The organism is Amycolatopsis alkalitolerans (genome assembly GCF_006152065.1).
GTDB lineage: Bacteria > Actinomycetota > Actinomycetes > Mycobacteriales > Pseudonocardiaceae > Amycolatopsis_E > Amycolatopsis_E alkalitolerans.
This window is the reverse complement of the sequence record NZ_VDFW01000002.1, coordinates 347,442-366,575: the sequence shown is the minus strand read 5'-3', so window position 1 is coordinate 366,575 and position 19,134 is coordinate 347,442. Positions and strand designations below refer to the sequence as shown.

General features: G+C 66.7%; 18 protein-coding genes, 4 tRNA genes and 1 pseudogene. 11 read left to right on the top strand and 12 right to left on the bottom strand.

What is annotated here, in order from left to right; translation table 11 throughout:
- Window positions 1–12: 12 nt before the first annotated feature.
- A complete protein-coding gene (locus FG385_RS03855; RefSeq protein ID WP_139095163.1) occupies window positions 13–213 on the bottom strand; it encodes a hypothetical protein in 201 nt (66 codons plus the stop codon).
- 386 nt (window positions 214–599) lie between these two features.
- Here FG385_RS03855 and FG385_RS03850 point away from each other — a divergent pair, with 386 nt between their 5' ends.
- The gene (locus FG385_RS03850; RefSeq protein ID WP_139095162.1) at window positions 600–2,252 is read left to right on the top strand and encodes a hypothetical protein; all 1,653 of its coding nucleotides are present in this window, start codon (window positions 600–602) and stop codon (window positions 2,250–2,252) included.
- A 53-nt stretch (window positions 2,253–2,305) separates the two neighbouring features.
- Here FG385_RS03850 and FG385_RS03845 read toward each other — a convergent pair.
- The 3 genes and pseudogenes from FG385_RS03845 to FG385_RS03835 form a co-directional block, all read right to left on the bottom strand.
- A pseudogene (locus tag FG385_RS03845) lies at window positions 2,306–3,177 on the bottom strand (IS5 family transposase); the annotation flags it as partial.
- A gap of 44 nt (window positions 3,178–3,221) precedes the next feature.
- Window positions 3,222–4,034, bottom strand: coding sequence for a mycofactocin-coupled SDR family oxidoreductase (locus tag FG385_RS03840; protein ID WP_139095161.1), 813 nt, complete (start codon window positions 4,032–4,034; stop codon window positions 3,222–3,224).
- Between the two features lie 17 nt (window positions 4,035–4,051).
- Window positions 4,052–4,366: a hypothetical protein gene (locus tag FG385_RS03835; protein WP_139095160.1), complete on the bottom strand. Its 315-nt coding sequence runs from the start codon at window positions 4,364–4,366 to the stop codon at window positions 4,052–4,054.
- Between the two features lie 509 nt (window positions 4,367–4,875).
- On the opposite strand from FG385_RS03835, the gene FG385_RS03830 reads away from it, so the two are divergent.
- On the top strand, window positions 4,876–6,039 hold the full coding sequence (locus FG385_RS03830) for a biotin/lipoyl-containing protein (protein WP_139095159.1): 1,164 nt from the start codon (window positions 4,876–4,878) through the stop codon (window positions 6,037–6,039).
- A 61-nt stretch (window positions 6,040–6,100) separates the two neighbouring features.
- Here the strand turns inward: FG385_RS03830 and FG385_RS03825 are convergent, their stop codons facing one another.
- The 3 genes from FG385_RS03825 to FG385_RS03815 all read right to left on the bottom strand — a co-directional run bounded on the left by FG385_RS03825 (window position 6,101) and on the right by FG385_RS03815 (window position 8,915).
- Window positions 6,101–7,078 (bottom strand): fumarylacetoacetate hydrolase family protein, encoded by a 978-nt coding sequence (locus tag FG385_RS03825; RefSeq protein ID WP_139095158.1) that lies wholly within the window; start codon window positions 7,076–7,078, stop codon window positions 6,101–6,103.
- Window positions 7,079–7,195: 117 nt separating this feature from the next.
- Window positions 7,196–7,792, bottom strand: coding sequence for a transposase family protein (locus FG385_RS03820; RefSeq protein ID WP_268815900.1), 597 nt, complete (start codon window positions 7,790–7,792; stop codon window positions 7,196–7,198).
- Between the two features lie 481 nt (window positions 7,793–8,273).
- Entirely contained in the window at window positions 8,274–8,915 is a 642-nt protein-coding gene (locus tag FG385_RS03815; RefSeq protein WP_160148720.1) for a GntR family transcriptional regulator, read from the bottom strand.
- A 162-nt stretch (window positions 8,916–9,077) separates the two neighbouring features.
- On the opposite strand from FG385_RS03815, the gene FG385_RS03810 reads away from it, so the two are divergent.
- The 4 genes from FG385_RS03810 (at window position 9,078) to FG385_RS03795 (ending at window position 14,464) form a co-directional block, all read left to right on the top strand.
- Entirely contained in the window at window positions 9,078–10,595 is a 1,518-nt protein-coding gene (locus FG385_RS03810) for an aldehyde dehydrogenase (RefSeq protein ID WP_139095155.1), read from the top strand.
- A 22-nt stretch (window positions 10,596–10,617) separates the two neighbouring features.
- On the top strand, window positions 10,618–11,994 hold the full coding sequence (gene tcuA, locus FG385_RS03805) for an FAD-dependent tricarballylate dehydrogenase TcuA (protein WP_160148719.1): 1,377 nt from the start codon (window positions 10,618–10,620) through the stop codon (window positions 11,992–11,994).
- 18 nt (window positions 11,995–12,012) lie between these two features.
- On the top strand, window positions 12,013–13,308 hold the full coding sequence (locus tag FG385_RS03800) for an MFS transporter (RefSeq protein WP_139095153.1): 1,296 nt from the start codon (window positions 12,013–12,015) through the stop codon (window positions 13,306–13,308).
- 91 nt (window positions 13,309–13,399) lie between these two features.
- Window positions 13,400–14,464 carry a pyridoxal phosphate-dependent aminotransferase gene (locus FG385_RS03795; protein ID WP_200834281.1) on the top strand — a complete coding sequence of 355 codons (1,065 nt, stop codon included), beginning with the start codon at window positions 13,400–13,402 and terminating at the stop codon, window positions 14,462–14,464.
- Window positions 14,465–14,552: 88 nt separating this feature from the next.
- Here the strand turns inward: FG385_RS03795 and dmpI are convergent, their stop codons facing one another.
- Entirely contained in the window at window positions 14,553–14,735 is a 183-nt protein-coding gene (dmpI, locus tag FG385_RS35560) for a 4-oxalocrotonate tautomerase DmpI (protein ID WP_139095151.1), read from the bottom strand.
- A 123-nt stretch (window positions 14,736–14,858) separates the two neighbouring features.
- Between dmpI and FG385_RS03785 the strand changes: the two genes are divergently transcribed.
- The 3 genes from FG385_RS03785 to FG385_RS35555 all read left to right on the top strand — a co-directional run bounded on the left by FG385_RS03785 (window position 14,859) and on the right by FG385_RS35555 (window position 17,279).
- On the top strand, window positions 14,859–15,737 hold the full coding sequence (locus tag FG385_RS03785) for a LysR family transcriptional regulator (RefSeq protein ID WP_139095150.1): 879 nt from the start codon (window positions 14,859–14,861) through the stop codon (window positions 15,735–15,737).
- Window positions 15,738–15,827: 90 nt separating this feature from the next.
- Window positions 15,828–16,799, top strand: a complete 972-nt coding sequence (locus FG385_RS03780) for an NAD(P)H-quinone oxidoreductase (protein WP_139095149.1) — start codon at window positions 15,828–15,830, stop codon at window positions 16,797–16,799.
- A 72-nt stretch (window positions 16,800–16,871) separates the two neighbouring features.
- Entirely contained in the window at window positions 16,872–17,279 is a 408-nt protein-coding gene (locus tag FG385_RS35555; RefSeq protein ID WP_200834290.1) for a cyanase, read from the top strand.
- 225 nt (window positions 17,280–17,504) lie between these two features.
- Here the strand turns inward: FG385_RS35555 and FG385_RS03770 are convergent.
- The 4 genes from FG385_RS03770 to FG385_RS03755 form a co-directional block, all read right to left on the bottom strand.
- Window positions 17,505–17,579: transfer RNA gene (locus FG385_RS03770), tRNA-Val, on the bottom strand.
- Window position 17,580: 1 nt separating this feature from the next.
- A tRNA-Cys gene (locus FG385_RS03765) sits at window positions 17,581–17,651 on the bottom strand.
- A 28-nt stretch (window positions 17,652–17,679) separates the two neighbouring features.
- A tRNA-Gly gene (locus tag FG385_RS03760) sits at window positions 17,680–17,752 on the bottom strand.
- A 108-nt stretch (window positions 17,753–17,860) separates the two neighbouring features.
- Window positions 17,861–18,286 carry an SsgA family sporulation/cell division regulator gene (locus tag FG385_RS03755; protein WP_139095148.1) on the bottom strand — a complete coding sequence of 142 codons (426 nt, stop codon included), beginning with the start codon at window positions 18,284–18,286 and terminating at the stop codon, window positions 17,861–17,863.
- A gap of 382 nt (window positions 18,287–18,668) precedes the next feature.
- Here FG385_RS03755 and FG385_RS03750 point away from each other — a divergent pair.
- Together FG385_RS03750 and FG385_RS03745 are read left to right on the top strand one after the other, a co-directional pair.
- Window positions 18,669–18,740: transfer RNA gene (locus FG385_RS03750), tRNA-Val, on the top strand.
- A gap of 32 nt (window positions 18,741–18,772) precedes the next feature.
- Window positions 18,773–19,123: a hypothetical protein gene (locus FG385_RS03745; protein ID WP_139095147.1), complete on the top strand. Its 351-nt coding sequence runs from the start codon at window positions 18,773–18,775 to the stop codon at window positions 19,121–19,123.
- Window positions 19,124–19,134: the final 11 nt, after the last annotated feature.

Here is a 19,134-nt window from a genome sequence, read left to right as displayed (position 1 = left end):
CCGGGGAGGTCATCAGCCGATGGCCCGCTTCCGCGACCGCCTGGCGAGCGGGGTCAGCTCGTGCGTGACCCCGCCGAGCCGTGTCAGCGCGAGGATCAACAGCACCCGCCACGGCGGGTTGACACCGACTTCGAGCGCCGGCCCGATGGCGGCCTCCAGCACGTGCGGGCGCTCTCGATAGGCGGCGGCCAGGCCATTCGCCGCGTTCACCATGACCTCAGCCCATATCTGGTGACTGGCCTCGTCGTCGCGGAGCGAACTTGGCGGGGCGGGTATGAGCTCGGCGACATCACGAGCAAGCTGTACGGCGGCGTGAACGTCGGCAACGACCATGACTCCCCCGTTGGAGTTCGGAACGTGTGGGGTGCGGCAAGCAAGACCGTAGATCCGTCATCACATTTCGTCAAGTGACACACTTGACGAAAAGCTATTTTGGGCGCACGGTGAGAGCACTCCGCCCCCACGCCGGAGTGGACGGGAGGTTCCATGCCTGCACGGGCCATGGTCCCAACCACTGGGGGTGCGTCGCCGCCGGCGTGCGGTAGATTCGACTAACACAAGTAGACGCCGTCAAGTGACTTACTTGACGAGAGGTTGTGATGACTGGGAACTCCGAACTGTCCATCTCACTGTCGCTCGAGCAGCTCGCGCTCGCGCTGGGAGAAGCCGGCGCGGTTCCGCGCGGTGACCTGATCCGGGCGCTCGAACGGGCTGCGGAGCGGTTGCGGATGGGCACGGCACACGCGGAGAAACCCACCGACCTCGTGTCGCAGGCCGAGGCCGCACGCTCGGTCGGCGTCAGCAGGCAGGCCGTCAACCAGTGGGTGCGAAAGGGCGTACTCAGCCCGTATCCCGCGACCGAGGGCAACGGCCGGCGCGCACCACTGGTTTCGCTCGCGGAAATCTCCGTCGCCGCCAACCGGTGGCGGGCCGAACCCGTCTCCACCGGGTTCCGGCCGCAGCTGGCGAGCTTCCTCGAACTGCTTCGCGAGACCCCCGAGCTGGCGGAGACAGCCGAAGCGATCTCGGCCGCGATCGAGGAAGGTCCGGGGCCGCGGCACGACGAGGACGCGGCGCGGGTACTGCGCGAGTTCCTGGTCGCCGCGATGGGCACGGAAGGTCGCCAGCAGGAGTTCACCCGCGCCGGCGTGCAGATGCTGGCCGGCCTGCGCCCCGCCGTGGCGGTCGACACCGACCACGGGTTCGGGCACTTGCTGGACGGCATGGAGCTGCTCATCCGCTCCAGTGACGGGAGCGCCGGGTTCGACACGGCCTCCGCCGCGATTCTCGGCCTGCTCGGCGCCGCCACGGTCGGCGCCCGGATCCAACGTGAGGAATCCCGGTACGGCGAGCAGATCGCCCGCTGCGCCGAGGAGGTGTGGGGGGAAGACTGGGTGCGGCGCCTGTTCGACGCCGCGTTCCACGCCGACGAGCTCGTCTCCCCCGCCGTCACCCGGTACACGGCACCATTGGTCTACCTGGGGTGCAACCGGTTCATGCGGCAGGCACAGGCCGATGGCGTCAGCATCACCTACGCCGCGTCTCCCGGCGCCGTGCTCCCGCAGAGCTATCACGGCGGGCCGGTCCTGTCCGAGCTGCTCGCCGGACACCGCCATGCGGTACCACCATGGCAGTTCGAGAAGGGCTCCGAGGCCGTGCGCTCCGCGCTGCACCGCTCGGCGAAGAGCCCGTTCCGGATCTTCAACTTCGAGTACGGGTTGTTCGACGACTCGATCCACGGGATCCGCCGCTACTGCTTCTCGATGGACCGGGCCCGGTACGAGCTCAGCAATTTCGTCGAGCAACTCGCCCGCAAGGAACGAACCTCCTATCTCGAGCTGGCAGTCGAAACGCTCGCCCGAGTCCTTGAACGCCCGTATGTCGAGGTGGCGACCGTCGAACCGCCGAACGTGTTCGACTGGTGGAAGGACCATCTCATCCGTTGCTCGCCGCGCGAGACCCTGATCGGCCTGCGCGGTGAGCGCGCCCGCAAGGTCGCGCACGGGCTCCTCGTGCGCGCCACGTTTCTGCCGCAGGTGCTCGATTCGGGCGACCAGGACCCGGAGCTGCGCGAACGGCTGCGGGTCTACGTCAAGAACCTCAACTACGACATCACCGACGAGCGCTACCGCGACGACCTGACCCGGGGAACGACCCGGCTCATCAAGTCGGCCACCGAGGACCTGAGCCGCGATGCCGCACTTGCCCGTGCCGAGGCCGAGGTGACCGCGATGATGAAACCGCCGGCGTGACAAGCGCCGAACAGCCGGGCCCGGCCTGCTAGGGTCTGTTTCGAAAGTTTTGGGAGCCACTCGTTGATCGCTGCGATGGTGACCGTGGCTTCGTAGCGGACGGCGAGCTTGTCGTATCTGGTGGCGACGGCTCGGTTGCGTTTGAGGCGGTTGATTCCGCACTCGACAGCGTGCCGTTGCTTGTAGATCTCTTTGTCGAATGCAGGTGGCCGTCCTCCGCGTGATCCCTTCTTCTTGCGGTGGCGGACCTGGTCGGCCTTGTCCGGGATGGTGCAACGGATACCGTGCCTGCGCAGGTAGGCTCGGTTGGCGCGGGACCCGTAAGCTTTGTCGCCGAGCACCCGGTCCGGGCGGAATCGCGGTCGGCCGCGACCGGGCCGGGGCACCCGGATACGGTCGAGCACCACCTGAAACTGGGGCGAGTCACCTCGTTGGCCAGCGGTGATCACGATCGACAAGGGCTTCTGCCCCTGCTCGACCGCCAGGTGAGTCTTGGTCGTCAATCCTCCGCGGGAGCGGCCCAGCCCGTGATTGTCCGGTTCGACCTCGACCCCGCCTGGAGATTCCTTCTGGAGATCCCCTTTTGACGCGCACCGGCGGCGTGCTGATGCGCACGAGCGACCGTGTAGTCCACGCTGACATCCCAGGTGATCAGGCCCGCAGCGTCCGCGTCCGCCTGCAACGCAGTCAGAATCCTCTTCCACGTGCCATCCCGCTGCCAGCGCCGGAACAGGCCATACACCGTCTCCCACGGGCCATAACGCTCCGGCAGATCCCGCCACGGCACCCCAGTCCGAACCCGAAACCGGATCCCGTCAATCAGCGTCCGTTTCGCATGCTTCGGCGGCCTGCCAGACTTCTTACCCTCGGGCAGCAACGGTTCCGGCTTCGCCCACTGCTCGTTGGTCAGATCACCACGCGCCACGGATCAAGATCATCTCAAACCTTGATCAACTTATGAAACAGGCCCTAGCGGCGGTTGAGGTACCCGGCGTCGACCGGCAGCGTGACCCCCGTGACGTAGCGCGCCGCGTCGGAAACCAGCCAGGCCACGGCGCTCGAGACGTCGATCGGCTCGACCATGTCGACCGGCAGTGCGTTTCCGCCGCCGGATCGCGTGCCGACGGACTGCAGGTACTCCTCCATGGCGGGGTTGAGCACCATCGTGGTGCCGACTCCGGCCGGATGCACCGTGTTGACCCGGATACTGTGCGGGGCGAGGAAGTTGGCGTACGCCCGCATCAGACCGACGACGCCGTGCTTGGATGCGGTGTAGGCCAGCGCGCCCGGCTTGTCGGTGCCCACGCCCGCGAGGCCCATCGTCGAGCTGGTAATGACGATCGCGCCACCGCGTCCCTGGGCGACCAGCACGGGCGCGACCAAGCGAAGGGTGTTCTGCACGCCGGTCAGGTTGACGTCGATGACGTCCTGCCACGCATCCTGGTGATCGTTGACCGACATCGGCGCGATCCCCGCGTTGACCAGCACGATGTCGACCGATCCGAGCCGGTCGAGCCCCTCGGCCATCGCCTTGCCGAGGGCGTCGAAGTCGCGCACGTCCGCGATCGCGGTCCAGACCCGCCGTCCCAGAGCTTCGACCTCCAAGGCTGTCGTCTCCAGGTCTTCCGGCGTGGCCATCGGATAAGGCACGGAATCCAGCTGGGCGCAGATGTCGACGGCGAGGATGTCAGCCCCTTCCGCGGCGAGCCGCACGGCGTGACTACGGCCCTGGCCCCGAGCAGCGCCGGTGATGAACGCGACCTTCCCGTCCAGCGAGCCCACGTCATTTCCTCCCAATTTCAGGCAACAGTATTACGAGTGATCTTGCTGGCGCCGAGCGCGACCTCGCCGCTCGCCAGATCGGCGCCCCTGGTCTCGGGAACCAGTGCGGCCATGATGATCAGCGCGAGCACAACGAAAACGACGAGGTAGTAGGCCGGCGCGAGCGCCAGGCCGGTCGCGGCGATCAGGGCGGTGGCCACCAGAGGCCTCGAACCACCGATGAGCCCGGCGTCGAGGGCCTGGCCGATCGCACCGGTAGCAAACCGGACTCTGGCAGCGAACAACTCGATGCAGAGCACCGCGAGCGGCGCGTTGCTCGCCCCGACGAACACCCCGAGGATCGCCTGCCCGAAGATGAACCACCAACCGGCCGCAGCGCGAACGCGATCGCACTGGCAAGCGAACCGTAGACGACGAAGTCGTGCCACTCGACGAAATTGCCGATCGCACCGGCAGCCAGTGCGCGGCGGCGCGTCCCCGGCGCCAGTTCCGACGACGATGTCATGCTTCGTCCCTTCTGGCGGTGACCGGTACCGAGCAGCCGTGAAACGAGAAACATAATAGAAACACCAGAAGGGCCGGCCTCGCAACTGTTGATAAACCTCTGCATTCGTCAAGCGCGTCAGTTGACACAAGACTCACCTGTTCATAATCTTCTGGAGCAAGGCGAGCATCAGCGGGGCGGAGCGATGGGGTCCAACGGAGCACGGCGTCCGGTACGGCCCGCGTCGTCTCGTTCCGCAACAGGGTTGCCTGGTTGTTCATCGATCACCGGACTCCGGCTCCGGCACGGGCCCGGCGTCCATGGGCGACGACCCTAGCGAAGGAGCACGAACGACCCATGTCTGTCCAGGTTCAGATGCCTGCCCTCGGCGAGAGTGTCACCCAAGGCACGATCTTGCAGTGGCTCAAGAAGGAGGGTGACCTCGTCGAAGAAGGCGAGCCGTTGCTCGAGGTCGCGACAGACAAGGTCGACACCGAGATCCCCAGCCCGGTTACGGGCGTCATCGAGAAGATCATCGCCGGTCAGGACGAAACCGTCGCGGTCGGCGGCGACCTCGCCGTCGTCGCCGAGGGAGCCTGCGCTGTCGAACAGGCGGCGCCGCCCCCGCAACCGACACGACCGGCAGCCGGCAACAGCGGGACCGTCGTGCTCGCAACGCCCGAGGTGCGGGCCTTGGCGCGAGAACACGGTATCGCGCTGCACATGTTGCGGGGAGGCGGGCCGGGCGGCCGGATCCGGAAACAGGACGTCCTCGCGGCCGCGGGGGCCGAGCCCTGGCAGCCCGGTCCACTGAGCAAACCGGCGCACGCTCCGCGGGCGGTGCCCACCGGCGTCCGGCAAGCGCCGGCCGCACGGCAAACGGTCACCGGCGCCGGGCAACCGCCACCCGCGCCGACCTCGGTGGCCGGGTCGGTGATCATCCTCCAGCAGGAAGTCGACGTCACGAGGCTGGTATCACTCCGCGACCGGTTCGGGCCGGGCTTCGCCGCGAGGGAAAGCGTGGATCTGACCATTCTCGCGTTCCTGGCCCAGGCGGTCGTCGATGCCGTGCGGAAAGTGCCCGCGCTTGCCCCGGCCGCATCGGGGCCGATCAACCTGGGCATCGCCACGGATGGCCATACTGACGGCGTCGTGGTCGAGTACGCCGACCGGCTCAACGTCGCGGGGCTGGCCCGGGCGGCGGCAACAGGCTCGGGAGCGACCACGACCGCGGCCGCGACGTTCTCGATAGCGGCGGTCGAAGGGGACGCAGGGGTGCTCGTCGACACACCCGCGTTGCGCGAGGACCAAACCGCGAGTCTCGGTATGGGCGCGGTCGTGAAACGGCCAAGGATCGTCGAGGGGCCGCGAGGCGAGGACACCATCACGATCAGCTCGGTGAGCACCATTTCTCTGATCGCACACGCGCGGCGGGTCGATCGGCATGCCGCTGGCCGGTTCCTCACCGTCGTGCGGAAGCGGCTCGAGGAAGCGCAGTTCGAAGCCGACCTCAAGCCGTAGCCGCGATCTCGGGATGGCGCGGCCGCGATGCTCGGAGCATCGCGGCCGCGCCATCCGGCGATCAGGCGTCGTGCTTGATCGGCTGCGGCATCGGGGGCAGCTCGTGCGCCCTGAACGGCCGGCGTGCGACGGGTGCTACCGGCTCCCGAATAGTGTTGCGGAGCACGCCGATTCCCTCCACCTCCAGCTCCACGACGTCGCCTGGCTCGAGGTAGTGCGCCGGTTTGCCGAGCCGGATGGCTTCACCGATCGAGCATCCGCCCACAGTGCCGCTGGCCAGCAGATCTCCCGGAAGCAGCCGGCTGTCCTGCGAAGCGTGGACGATCATGGTGGTCCACGAGTGGTACTGATTCTTCGAGTTGCTCTCAGCCCAGGTCTGCCCGTTGACACGCACCACGCACGTCAGGTGCAGCACGCCTTCACGCAGGTGCGCTGCCAGCTCGTCGGCGGTCACCACGGCCGGCCCGACAGAACTCGCGAAGTCCTTGCCCTTCGACGGGCCCAGACCGTAAGCCATTTCGTCGGGCTGCAGGTCCCGTGCGCTCCAGTCGTTGAAGATGGTGAAGCCGAAGATGGCGGAAAGGGCGTCATCGGCGGTGGCGTCGGAGACTTCACGCCCGATGACCGCGGCGATCTCGAGCTCGTAGTCCAGCCGCTCCGTCGCGGGGGTCACCACAGGCCCGTCATGCCCGACCAATCGGGCAGTGTTGCTGTAGTAGTGAATCGGCCGCCGGTACCAGACCGGGGCAAGCTCACGGGTGAAGTTCCTGGTCGCGTGCTCTTCGAAGGCGATGTGGTCGCGGATGTTCGGCGGCCTGAGCACCGGTGACATCAACATCGGCTCGGCCACCGGAGCCGACGCACGGCGGGCTCGGTCGGACGAGACGACGTCACGCAGGCGGTCAGCCTTGTCCCCGAGCTCCAGCAGCTCCTGCACGTCCCGGATCACCTGACCACCGAGCAGCCGCGAGGCATCGTGAACCTCGTCGTCGATGACGACACCCAGACGCGGTGCACCCGCCTCCGAGGTATAACACACCAGCTTCACAAGAAACCCTCACTATCGTCATCGGTAGCCGTCAATCCCGCTCCTGGGCAGACCCCCGCGTCTGCACAGGTATCTAATTATGCTTACAATCATGTTTCAGTACAACTATCAGGGTGCTGCTCGGTCCGGACTCGACCGGGGTGACCAAAGGGGTAGTCGATACCACTGTGGTGGCCGCGAACAGCGTGCTTTCCGGATGGGTGTCGGTCGACAACCGGCGAGGTTGTGGTGGTGCATGGATCCGGCACGATCGTTTTGCGGGGGGCTGACCCCGAAGCGGTGGCCGCGGCGCAGGGCGAAGTCATCCACCCCCAGCACGCGCGGCGTCGGCCGGTCGGGATCCGATTGCGCCCGCACCATGCGCACCAAGGTCATCCGGCTCACCGACGCCGCCAGGTGCCAGGTCAACCGTGCCCCAGCCCGACCGCCCAACGCCAACCCGACCGCGCACAGCACTCGCTCCAAAACCGTGGTGCGCCGGGCATAGCGCGCGGCCAGGCCGGGCACCTGCTCGGCGAAGGTCGTCTTCGCGCAGTCGGCGTTGTCGCAGAACAACCGGCGGACAGTCAGCCGAATCAGCACCTCACGGCCCGCCGACGCGGTGTCGGACAGGCGGCGCTCGTAGCGACTGTGCACCCGCTCGGACACCGACCCGCACCCTGAACACGCCGCCGAAGCGCTCCTGGTCCTGGCCCGGATCTGCACCGCACCGCCAGCAGCCGACACCGCCTCGATCCGTACCCGAGCCAGATGCGGCCACAGCACCGAAACAAGATCAAGATCAACACACCGCGGACATGATCAACCACCCGGCCGGGCACGCAAGACCCGGGGCCCATCACGGAAAGCGTGCTGTGTGGTCTCAGGACTTGTTTGACGTTTCGTCGTCGGGAGATGCTTGTGTCGGCGCCCATGAAAATCGTGAGCGTCGACACGCCTCCGCCGCCGGGTCGACTCGCTCGTCGACTGGGTGCCTTCCCTGAACATGACCGGTGATTCGCAGTCGTCGCCGGCGACCTCCAGCAGAGACCGGTTCGATGAGTTGTTCACGGCCCTCAACCCGGTATTCCCTGTGCCCGATGCGGACGCGGACTGGTGCGGCGGCACAACGTTGGTACTGCTCGGCGCGCTTGCGCCGCTGTTGTCTTGAAGTCCGAGACTTCCTGTGTCCCGATAGGACGTTCGGTCAGATCGGGGCCAGCGCTGTGGCCGCAGCGTTGCGGATGTGGTCCCGCCATAGCTCGCTCGCTCTGTCCGCGTCCCGTGCGGCGATGTGTTCCACGACTTCCTCGATCTCCTCGATGCTGGACTGCGGACGGCCCTGATGTTCCAGTGAACGGGCGCGCAGCTGGGCTAGCCTGCCGTGCAGGAGCCGGGCCTGTGCGTGCAAAACGTCGTTTCCGGCCCCGGAGTACAGCGCGTCGTAGAACCTGTTCTTCGTGCTGAGCATGCGCGAGACCCGGCCGGATTGGTGCGCTGCCTTGAGCTTGGCGAGCGTGTCCTTTAGCCGGTTCAGCATCTCGTCGGAAGCCCGTTCGACGAACAGTCGCACGGCGAAGCATTCCAAGGCTTCGCGCACCTCGTAGATCGCGCGAGCTTCATCGTCGCTGAGCTGAGCGACGGTCGGGCCTTTATGGGGCGGGATGACGAGGAAACCCTCGGCTTCCAGCTGGCGGCAGGCCTCACGGATGGTGTTGCGTGACACGTCCAGTTGCTCGCACAGTTCGCGTTCGACGAGCCGCTGTCCGGGTTTGAGCGCACCGCTGATGATCTCGGCCCGGATGGTGTCGACCGTCTGGGCACGGACCGGGGCCGCCGCATGGATCACCTTCACGGCGCTAGCCTACTTGTTGCCCGATTGTAGGTCAAAAACCGATGCCGAGATCTTAGCTCCGTTTGGACATATATGCAGGTCAATACATTCGGATTGACATATTGTGGGACAATAATCTATCGTCAGCGCCGTCATCGACGACGAGAAAGGCGCACCATGTCCCAGTCGCTGCCGGGCACCTCCGTGGCCGGTGTCACTCGCTATGGCCTGTTCATCGGCAATCAGCAGATCGCCCCGGTGGACGGCGAGTATCTCGACGTCGTGAATCCCGCGACCGGCAAGGTTTGGGCCCAGGTGCCGAACGCGTCGGTGAAGGATGTCGACATGGCGGTGGAGTCCGCCCGCTCGGCGTTCGAGGAAGGTGACTGGCTCGGCTACCGCGCGGCCGACCGCGCGAAATTCCTGATCCGCTTCGGCGAGGCGATCGCCGACAACGCCGAGGAAATCGCCCAGCTACAGGTCAACGAGAACGGCAAGCTGATCCGTGAGATGGTCGGGCAGGCCAAGCTCATGCCCGAGTACTTCAACTACTATGCCGGGCTGGCGCAGATGCCGACCGGCAGCACCAATCCGTTGCACGTCAAGCAAATGCTCAACTACACCGTGCGAGAGCCGCTTGGTGTGGTCGCTGCGATCACTCCGTGGAACTCGCCGCTGCTGCTGCTGGTGTGGAAGCTCGGTCCGGCCCTTGCCGCGGGCAACACCGTGATCGCGAAGCCGTCGGAGGTGACTCCGGTGTCGGCGATCCGCTTCGCCGAGCTTGCAGCCGAGGCCGGGCTGCCACCGGGCGTGTTCAACGTCGTCACCGGCCTGGGCAGCCCCTCGGGCAGCGCACTGACCGGGCACCCTGGCGTGGACAAGATCGCCTTCACCGGCTCGACCGCCACGGGGCAGGCGATCGCTTCCCAGGCCGGCAAGACGCTCAAGCGGGTGTCGCTGGAGCTGGGTGGCAAGTCGCCCAACATCGTCTTCAGCGACGCCGACCTCACCAGCGCAATCAACGGCCTGGTCGCGGGGATCTTCGGCGCCAGCGGCCAAACCTGCATGGCCGGCTCCCGCATCCTGGTGCAGGACACCATGTACGACCAGGTGGTGGAGGAGTTCGTGCGGCGCGCCGAGGCGATCAAGGTCGGTGACCCGCAGAACCCGGCCAGCGAGATGGGCACAGTCGCGTGCCGCCCGCAGTTCGAGAAGGTGCTCTCCTACATCGACATCGCCAAGTCCGACGGGGCGCGGCTGGTCGCCGGAGGTACGCGGGCGGAGGTAGACGGTTTCCCCGATGGCCTGTTCGTCCGGCCCACCGTGTTCGCCGATGTCACCAACGACATGCGGATCGCGCAGGAGGAGGTCTTCGGTCCCATCGCCTCACTCATCCGGTTCCACGACGAGGACGAGGCCGTGCGCATCGCCAACGAGACCCAGTTCGGTCTGGCCGCCGGAATATGGACTGGAAACGTGCAGCGGGCCCACCGGGTCGCGAGTCGGCTGCGCGCTGGCACGGTGTGGATCAACAACTACCGCAAGACCTCATACGCCACCCCATTCGGCGGCTACAAGCAAAGCGGTCTTGGCCGCGAGAACGGCGCCGATGCGCTGCGCGAGTACACCGAGGAAAAGAGCGTCTGGGTGGACACCGGCCAGGGCGTCAAGGACCCCTTCAACCCCCGCGCCTGACGCGCCGTCCAAGGAGAAGAGCATGACAACATCGGCATCGTCGCCGAGTCCCGTCGTGGTGGTTGGAGCGGGTATCGCGGGCCTGTCGGCTGCCGTCTCGGCCGCCGAGCAAGGCGGCTCCGTCGTACTGGTGGACCGGGCCGGTCCGCTGGATGCGGGCGGCAACACCAAATGGACCTCGGCGTACCTGCGCCTGGACGACGTGTACGAGCCCAGCGAGTCGTTCGTGGAGGAGGTCGTCGGATTCTCCGGCGATCGCACTTCCAAGGAGTACATCGAGACACTTGTCGATCGGTTGCCCGAGACAATGGAGTGGATTCAGCGCCACGGCGTACGCTTCCGGCGCTTCCCGACCTATTTCGTCAACAGCAACCGGCCGCGGCTGCAGCCACATGGCGGTGGCGAAGCACTGTTGAACACTCTCCGTCCGGTCGCGGAGAAACTCGGGGTCGAGTTTCGCTATCACACGACCGCGCGGAGTCTGGTGACCGCTGCGGACGGCCGGGTCACGGGAGTGGTCGTTACTGGTCCCGACGGCGAGCAGGTGCTGCCCGCACGGGCGGTGGTCCTCGCGTCCGGCGGGTTCGAGGGCGACCCGGCGGCGCTGGCTGACGAGCTGCCGGGAGACGTCAGCACGCTCATCCCGATCGCACCCGGTGTCGCCCTAAACAAGGGCGAGGGTATCCGCATGGCGCTGCAAGCCGGTGCCCGGCGTAGCGGGCAGTGGGACAGCTTTCACGCCGAACCGGTCGACCCGCGCGCCGACAATCCCGAAGCGCTAGTCATGGTGTTTCCCTACGGCATCCTGGTCAACAAGGACGGGGAACGGTTCATCGACGAGGGTCGCGGCACCGTCGACGAAACCTACGAAAGCACCGCACGGGCAGTGTGGTCGCAACCGGGTGGCACCGCCTACTTCATCACCGACCGCAAGTTCGAGCGGGTGGCCGACCGCGAGCGAGGCGTGCTGACCAGCCGCAAGCCCATCACCGCCGGCAGTCTGGCTGAGCTCGCTTCGGCACTCGGGCTGCCGGCGGACCGGCTGGCCGAGACCATCACCGCGTACAACAAGTCCGTTGTGGATGGTGAGTTCGACTGGCGCCGGCCTGATGGCAAGCACACCGAGGGGCTCACGCCGCCGAAGAGCAACTGGGCTTTGCCGATCGACGAGGCGCCGCTGCTGGCCTACCCGGTTGCGTGCGCAATCGTGTTCACCTTCGGTGGCCTGGAGACCGACCCGGAAGCCCGGGTGATCAGTGAACAGGGCGCTCCGATCCCCGGTTTGTACGCGGCGGGCGAGTGCACCGGTATCTACTACGACAAGTATCCCGGCGGCACGTCCGTGTTGCGGGGCATGGTGTTCGGGCGCGTGGCCGGCATCGCGGCCGCCACGGCCTGACCGTTTTCTGGAGGACCCATGACGGCTCCCAACCAGGCGCCAGTGACGGCGCCAGCGGGCACCGCGCCCGGCACGATCCGCACCTTGTTCGGGGCGGGGATCGGCAACACGCTCGAGTGGTACGACTGGAGCGTCTACGCCATCTTCGCGCCGTTCTTCGCCAAGCAGTTCTTCGTCGGCGGCAATGCCACCAGCGCGCTGCTGTCCACTCTGGCCGTATTCGCAGTAGGTTTCCTGATGCGACCGCTGGGAGGCTTCTTCTTCGGCTGGCTGGCTGACCGGCGAGGCCGCCGGTTCTCCCTCACCACGTCCATGGTCACAATGGCGGCAGGGAGTCTCGTCATCGCCGTCACCCCGACCCACGCCGCGATCGGCGTGGGCGCCGCCATCATTCTCCTGCTGGCCCGTCTGCTGCAAGGTCTCGCGCACGGTGGGGAGATCGCCGCCTCCTACACCTATGTCGCGGAGATCGCACCGACCGCGCGCCGGGGTCTGTGGTCAACCAGCCTGTACATTTCGGTCACCGCTGGAATCGTTCTGGCGTCGCTGATCGGCGCGGCCGGATCCAGCCTGTTCGGCGAACAGGCGCTGCGGGACTGGGCCTGGCGGGTGCCATTCCTGATCGGCGGTGGGCTCGGACTGGTCGGTCTGTACCTGCGGCGCACGCTGAAGGAGACTGACGTCTACACCGAAGGCACGAGCACCCGCAGCACGCGCGATTTGCTGCGTGCCTTGGGGCGCAACAAGACGAGCTTGGTCCGTATCCTCGGGCTCACCGCGGGTGTCACGGTCGTCTACTACATCTGGGCGGTCGGAATTTCCGGTTTCGCCATCAGCGCCAAGGGTGTCGACGCGACCTCTGGGCTGTGGGCCACCGTGGCGGCGAACGCGTTCTTCATGATCACGTTGCCGTTGTGGGGCAAGCTGTCTGACCGGTTCGGCCGCAAACCGATCTTCATCGCCTACGGCATCGCGTTCCTGGTGCTGTCATTCCCGTTGATGGCGCTGATCAACGATTCGGCGCTCAGGCTGGGCCTGCTCATGGGCGTCGCGCTCTTCTTCCTCGGCGCGTTCGTCGGGATCATGCCCGCCTACTTCGCCGAACTGTTCCCCACCGAGGTACGCGCCTCCGGGGTCGGCGTCCCGTACTCGGTGATGGTCGCGATCTTCGGCGGCACCGCCCCCTACGTGCTGACCTGGCTGCATGCGCACCAGCTGGACTGGCTGTTCTCCGTTTACCTCGTCTTGCTGGTCGCCATCGGCCTGATCACCACGCTCTTGACCCCTGAGACCAAGGGAAAGCCACTGACATGAAACCCCTTTCGCTCGGGCCGCAGCGACCCGCCCCTCGCCGACCCTCTCGCTCAACGCGCAGCTCGGCGCCCGCAAGGTGGCAGGTGAGGAAGTGCTGAACCTCTCCGTCGGTGAACCCGACTTCCCGATGCCCGAACTGGCTCGCGAGTACGCGCGCAAAACGATCGAGGAAGGACGTAACCGCTACACCGATGTCACCGGCATCCCTGAGCTCCGGGAACGGATCCAGCGCAAACTGGCCGAGGACAACGATCTGGACTACGCCCCTGGCGACATCGTGGTGGCGAACGGTGCCAAGCACGCCCTCTTCAACGCCTTCCTGGCCCTGTGCGGTGAACGGGACGAGGTGATCGTGCCCGCGCCGTACTGGGTGACCTACCCGGAACAGGTACGTCTCACCGGTGCCGAGCCCGTCATCGCGCCCACCGGCGAAGGCTTCACGCTGACCGCCGACCTGCTGGAGACCGTGGTGACCCCGCAGACGAAAGCGGTCGTGCTGAACAGCCCGGCGAACCCGACCGGCGCCACCTACAGCAAGCCGGAACTGGAAGCTCTCGCCGAAGTGGTGCTCCGACACGATCTGTACGTGGTCGAGGACCTGATCTACGAGTACTTCCACTACGGCGACAGCCCCGTGCCCAGCATCGCCTCGCTCGGCCCGGAACTCCAAGACCGAACCGTCATCGTCAACGGGGTGTCCAATAGCTGCGCCATGACCGGCTGGCGAGTCGGCTACACGGCCGCGCCGCAGGCGATCACGCAACTCATCCGGCGCCTCCAGGGCCAGGCGACCTCGAACGTCTCGATCGTCGCACAGTACGCCGCCATCGGCGCCATGGACTCCGTGCCGTGGGCCGAAATCAAGTCCTACCGCCCCCGTCGTGACCTCGCCCACCATCGGCTGGCGTCGATCTCCGGGGTCCGCTGCGCCGTGCCGGCCGGTGCGTTCTACCTCTTCCCGAACGTCGCCGAACTGCTCGGCGACCAGTGCCAGACCTCGGACGAATTCTGCGCGCAGCTGCTCGCCGACACCGGGGTCGGACTCGTACCCGGCAGCGGCTTCGGCGCGCCTGACCATATTCGCCTCAGCTACGCGGTCGACGTGCCCGTGCTCGAGGCCGCGCTCGACCGGCTCGCGGAATTCGCGGCGAACTGACCGCCGATACTCATCCCAGGGCGCGGCATTGTCTTCTCGCAGCTTCCGTCGTGGCGCCCGCCGCAGGGGCGGGCGCCACGGGCCGCGATCACTTGTCCGCGGTCAGCTTCCCGGCGGAGCCCCAGCTGTCGGTGGGGATCTCGTGAATCCACACCTGCACGGTCTCGGCCGGGATCGCGTACGCGTTGACGAACGCGTCGGTGATCTGCTTGACCAACTCCCGTTTGAGCTCGACGGCGCGCGGTCCTTGCTGAATGGTCACGATCGGCATGTCATTCTTCCTTGTATTGGACGGGTTTTGGGCCGAGTGCAGTCCACAGGAGAATCCCGGCGCGACCAAGAAGCAGTCCGCGCCTGCTGCGATCAGAGATTGTGATCGGCGGATACTGGGCTGATGGAACTTCGTCAACTGCGGTACTTCGTGACGGTCGCGGAGGAACTGCACTTCGGGCGGGCCGCGCAGCGGCTGCACATCGTGCAGGCCGCGGTGAGCCAGCAGATCCGCAAGCTGGAGCGGGAACTGGGGGTGGAGCTGTTCGACCGTTCACCACGGACGGTTCGGCTCACCGCCGCGGGCCAGCTGTTCCTGCCCGACGCGCGTGCCGTGCTCGCCGCCGAGAACCGGGCGAGGGCCGTGATCGCCAAGCTCGTCGCCAAGCGGTCCACCGTGCTGCGGCTGGGCACCAGCAATGGCCTCGGCGAGCACCTGGACCGAGTACTGGACCAGCTGACCGCCCTCGTCCCACGGGTGAGCGTGGAGTTGGTGTCGGCCGCCACTCAGACGAGGCTGGACCAGGTCCGGGTGCACGCGATGGACGCCACGTTCGTCCGGGGCGTGACGGACAGCCCCGAACTGCGGTTGATCCCGCTGTGGCAGGACCGACTCACCATCGCGTTGCCCGCCGAGCATCCGCTGGCCGAGGCTGACGTGGTCGCGCTCGCCGACCTGGCGGACATGCCGTTGCGGCTGGCCGACCGTACCCGTAACGGGCCGCTGTACGACCTGATGGTCTCCTCCTGCCGATCGGCAGGGTTCGCCCCGGTGTTCGGCCCACCGTCCACCAGCCTGCAAGACACGCTGGCCATGATCGGCAGCAGCACCGACATATGGACCGTCGTTTACGAGTCGCAGGTGCGCCGGCTGGTGGCACCCCGGGTGACGTTCCGCGCCACGGTTACGCCGATAACCATGACGACACTGCTCGCCGTGTCCGAGACCAACCCGCCCTGGTGTCTGGACGAGCTGCTGCGCGCCTGCGATCACGATTCCTGATCGCAGCGGACGCGAATCACGCCTTGGTCGGGGCGACGTTTCCGGGTGGACTGGACTCGACCCGAAAACCCGTCAAGTCAAGGAGATTCCGTGCACGCGATCACGATCCGCGGATCCGGCGGCCCTGATGTTTTGGACTGGACCGAGGTGCCGGACCCGCGGCCGGGCGCCGGCGAGGTGCTGGTCCGCGTCACCGCCACCGCGGTGAACCGGGCGGATGTGCTGCAACGCCAGGGCCTCTATCCGCCGCCGGCCGGGGCGAGTGAGATCCTCGGCCTGGAATGCTCGGGCACGATCACCGAACTCGGCGAGAATGTCGACGGCTGGCAGGTCGGCGACCAGGTGTGCGTGTTGCTCGCCGGCGGCGGCTACGCCGAGCAGGTCGTGGTGCCCGCTCCGCAACTGCTGCCCGTCCCGGACGGTGTGGGCCTGGTGGCCGCCGCTGCCCTGCCCGAGGCTGCCTGCACCGTGTGGGCCACCGCGGTGATGAGCGCGGGCCTGCGTGGTGGCGAGGTGCTGCTGGTGCACGGCGGCGGGGGCGGCATTGGCACCCACGCCATCCAGGTAGGCAAGGCACTCGGCGCGACCATCGCGGTCACCGCCGGATCGGCCGAACGGCTTGAGCAGTGTCGGCGACTCGGCGCCGACATCCTCATCAACTATCGCGACCAGGACTTCGTCACCGAGCTACACAATGTAACCGACGGTGCGAACGTGATCCTGGACAACATGGGAGCGTCCTACCTAGACCGCAACCTCGACGCGCTCGCCACCGGCGGCCGGCTGGTGATCATCGGCTTCCAAGGCGGGCTCACCGGCGAACTGGACATCGGCACGCTGATGCGCAAACGAGCTGGCATCGCCTCCATCGCGCTGCGACCCCAACCGGTGCCGGAGAAGGGCCGTATCGTTGCGGAGGTACAGAAGAACCTGTGGCCGCTCGTCGAGCGTGGCTGCGTCCGGCCGGTCATCGGCCAGACCGTTCCACTCCGCGAAGCCGGCGACGCGCACCGCAGCATGGAAAAGGGCACCGCCTTCGGCAAGATCTTGTTGACCTCGTAGCACCGCTGCGCGCTGACACCAGCCGTGTTCCAGCGATGGTAACGCCAACAGGTCAACAGGCGGCGGCGCCAGCTGGATGTCCAGCGCGTCCATGACCCGGCCGGCGATCGTGTCGTGGTCACGCTCGACGGGAAATTTCTTCCGTACCAATGGTGGACGCACCGCTCGGGGTGCCAGGCCGCCACTTGTCGGCGTGGCACCCCGAGCCGGAATAACCCCGACCGAGCCGGTGAGTGCCGACCATCAGAACCGGCAGACAGTCCACGGCCCACCGGGCGGTGGTGCTCGATATGGCCTCGGGCCTCAGAAACTATTGTCGCCGTTGCCGGTTCTGTCGAGCATGGCCAGGATCGGGAGTACGTCCTTGGCGAAGGTCTCGCCGACAGGAGTCAGCCTGATGCCCCGAGAGTCGGGCGCGGTGTCCAGAAGTGGGACGCCGACGGTCGACCGGGTACTGCAGTACCAGCGACTCGGGCATAAGGGCAAGGACGTCGCCGACACCTACTCGCACGTCACCCCCGCGATGACCCAAGCCATGCTGGCCGCCCTACAAGCCCGCTGGGAGCAGTTCGGCACCTGGACATGGGCTGAACACTTAGGAAAACGAAAAGTGTTCACCACCCCGTGCTCCCAAACTGCTCCCCGAACACACCAGCAGCCCGCCGACGAAGATCGCCGACAGGCTGTCTGACCTGCGAAAACACGTGGTGCGCGATACTGGGATCGAACCAGTGACCTCTACCGTGTCAAGGTAGCGCTCTCCCGCTGAGCTAATCGCGCGAGGTGGAGACGGGATTCGAACCCGTGTACACGGCTTTGCAGGCCGTTGCCTCGCCTCTCGGCCACTCCACCGCGACAGGCCCGAGAAGGCCTCTCTCCGAGCGGACGACGGGATTCGAACCCGCGACCCTCACCTTGGCAAGGTGATGCGCTACCAGCTGCGCTACGTCCGCGTTGCCCGCGACGAGAGCATTCGCTCCTCCGTCGCCGTGGTGTGAAAACCATATCGGACCCGGGATGCCACGTCACAGGGGGGTGGGTGTTTCGATCGCAGGGCGTCATCAGCCCAGATCGTTCGGGATCAGGTGGGTCAGGGCGTCGTCCACGTCGACCCACAGGTGTTCGTTGCCGGGAAGCACGACGTCGTAGGTGCGATCGAGGAAATCGGCCAGCTCCTGCGCCGAGGCCTCGAACATGGCGTGCCCCGACGGCGAGTTCAGCTCGATCAGCACGGACTCCGGATCCTCGACCGACGGCCGGATGCGGACGTCCCCGTCGCCGGCGTCCGCCAGCAGGCCGTCGGCAAGCAGGTCGCGCGCGTAAACCCACTCGACCCAGCCCGCGCGGCCGGTGCGGAACGCGGCCACGACGGCATACGGGTCGCGCGTGTCGTAGCGCAGCTCCACCTTGACCGGCACCGCCGGCGTACGGGGCGCGAGCAGGTCGAACACCGCCGTCGAGCGGAGCGTCACGTGATCGTTACGCATGGTCTTACCTTTCGTCTCCCTCCACGGCCCGCCAGGCCGTCTACACCTGTGTGACGCCGCAGCGGCCTGATTCGCTCTCTATTTGACGCGACATCACCCAGACGAGTTCATCGGTCGGCTAGGTCAATCTTCACCTTCGTCCTGCGCCCCGCGTCCGGTCCTGTGATCGTCCACCCGTACATACTGCTCGGTTCAGTCGCGAAACGACAGCGTTACGTCTTCGATGTCGCAGGTGACATGGCTCGCTACTCCCCGAAACGGCCCTCGCTACCACCCGGTTGTTCGCAGCGTACGGGCTCGTGCGCGGACCGTGCCCGGGTAAGACCACCCGTTTGTCAGAGCCGGAAGGACGTCCGCTAGAGTTTCTACTCGTACCGCACGGGGGCGATTAGCTCAGCGGGAGAGCGCTTCGTTCACACCGAAGAGGTCACTGGTTCGATCCCAGTATCGCCCACAGCGTGTTTTCCCAGCTCAGACGGCCTGCCGATGATCTTCATCGGCAGGCCGTCGGTGATTTCGGGGAGCACGGCCCGTCGGCCACGAGCCCGATCCGACGACGTCATGCCGCTTCTGGCCGGCCAGTTCCCCCACCGCAGCCCGGTGTTCTGCGGCGTCTACGACATCGCTGCTCGTACCGGCGGCGGGCAGATCGAACGCGCCGGCCCGCCCGGAAGCGGCAATGGTGCGGCAGTCTTGGACGAAGACGGTGAGCCTGCCGACTTCGGCCTCGAAGAAGTCCGGGAAGTACGGCGCTCCGTCCGGCCCGGGGAAGATGGGGTTTGCTCGATCACGCTCGGTCGTACCGCGGTGCGCTCGTCTCTGAGTGCCTGTTCCTGAACTGATCTTGG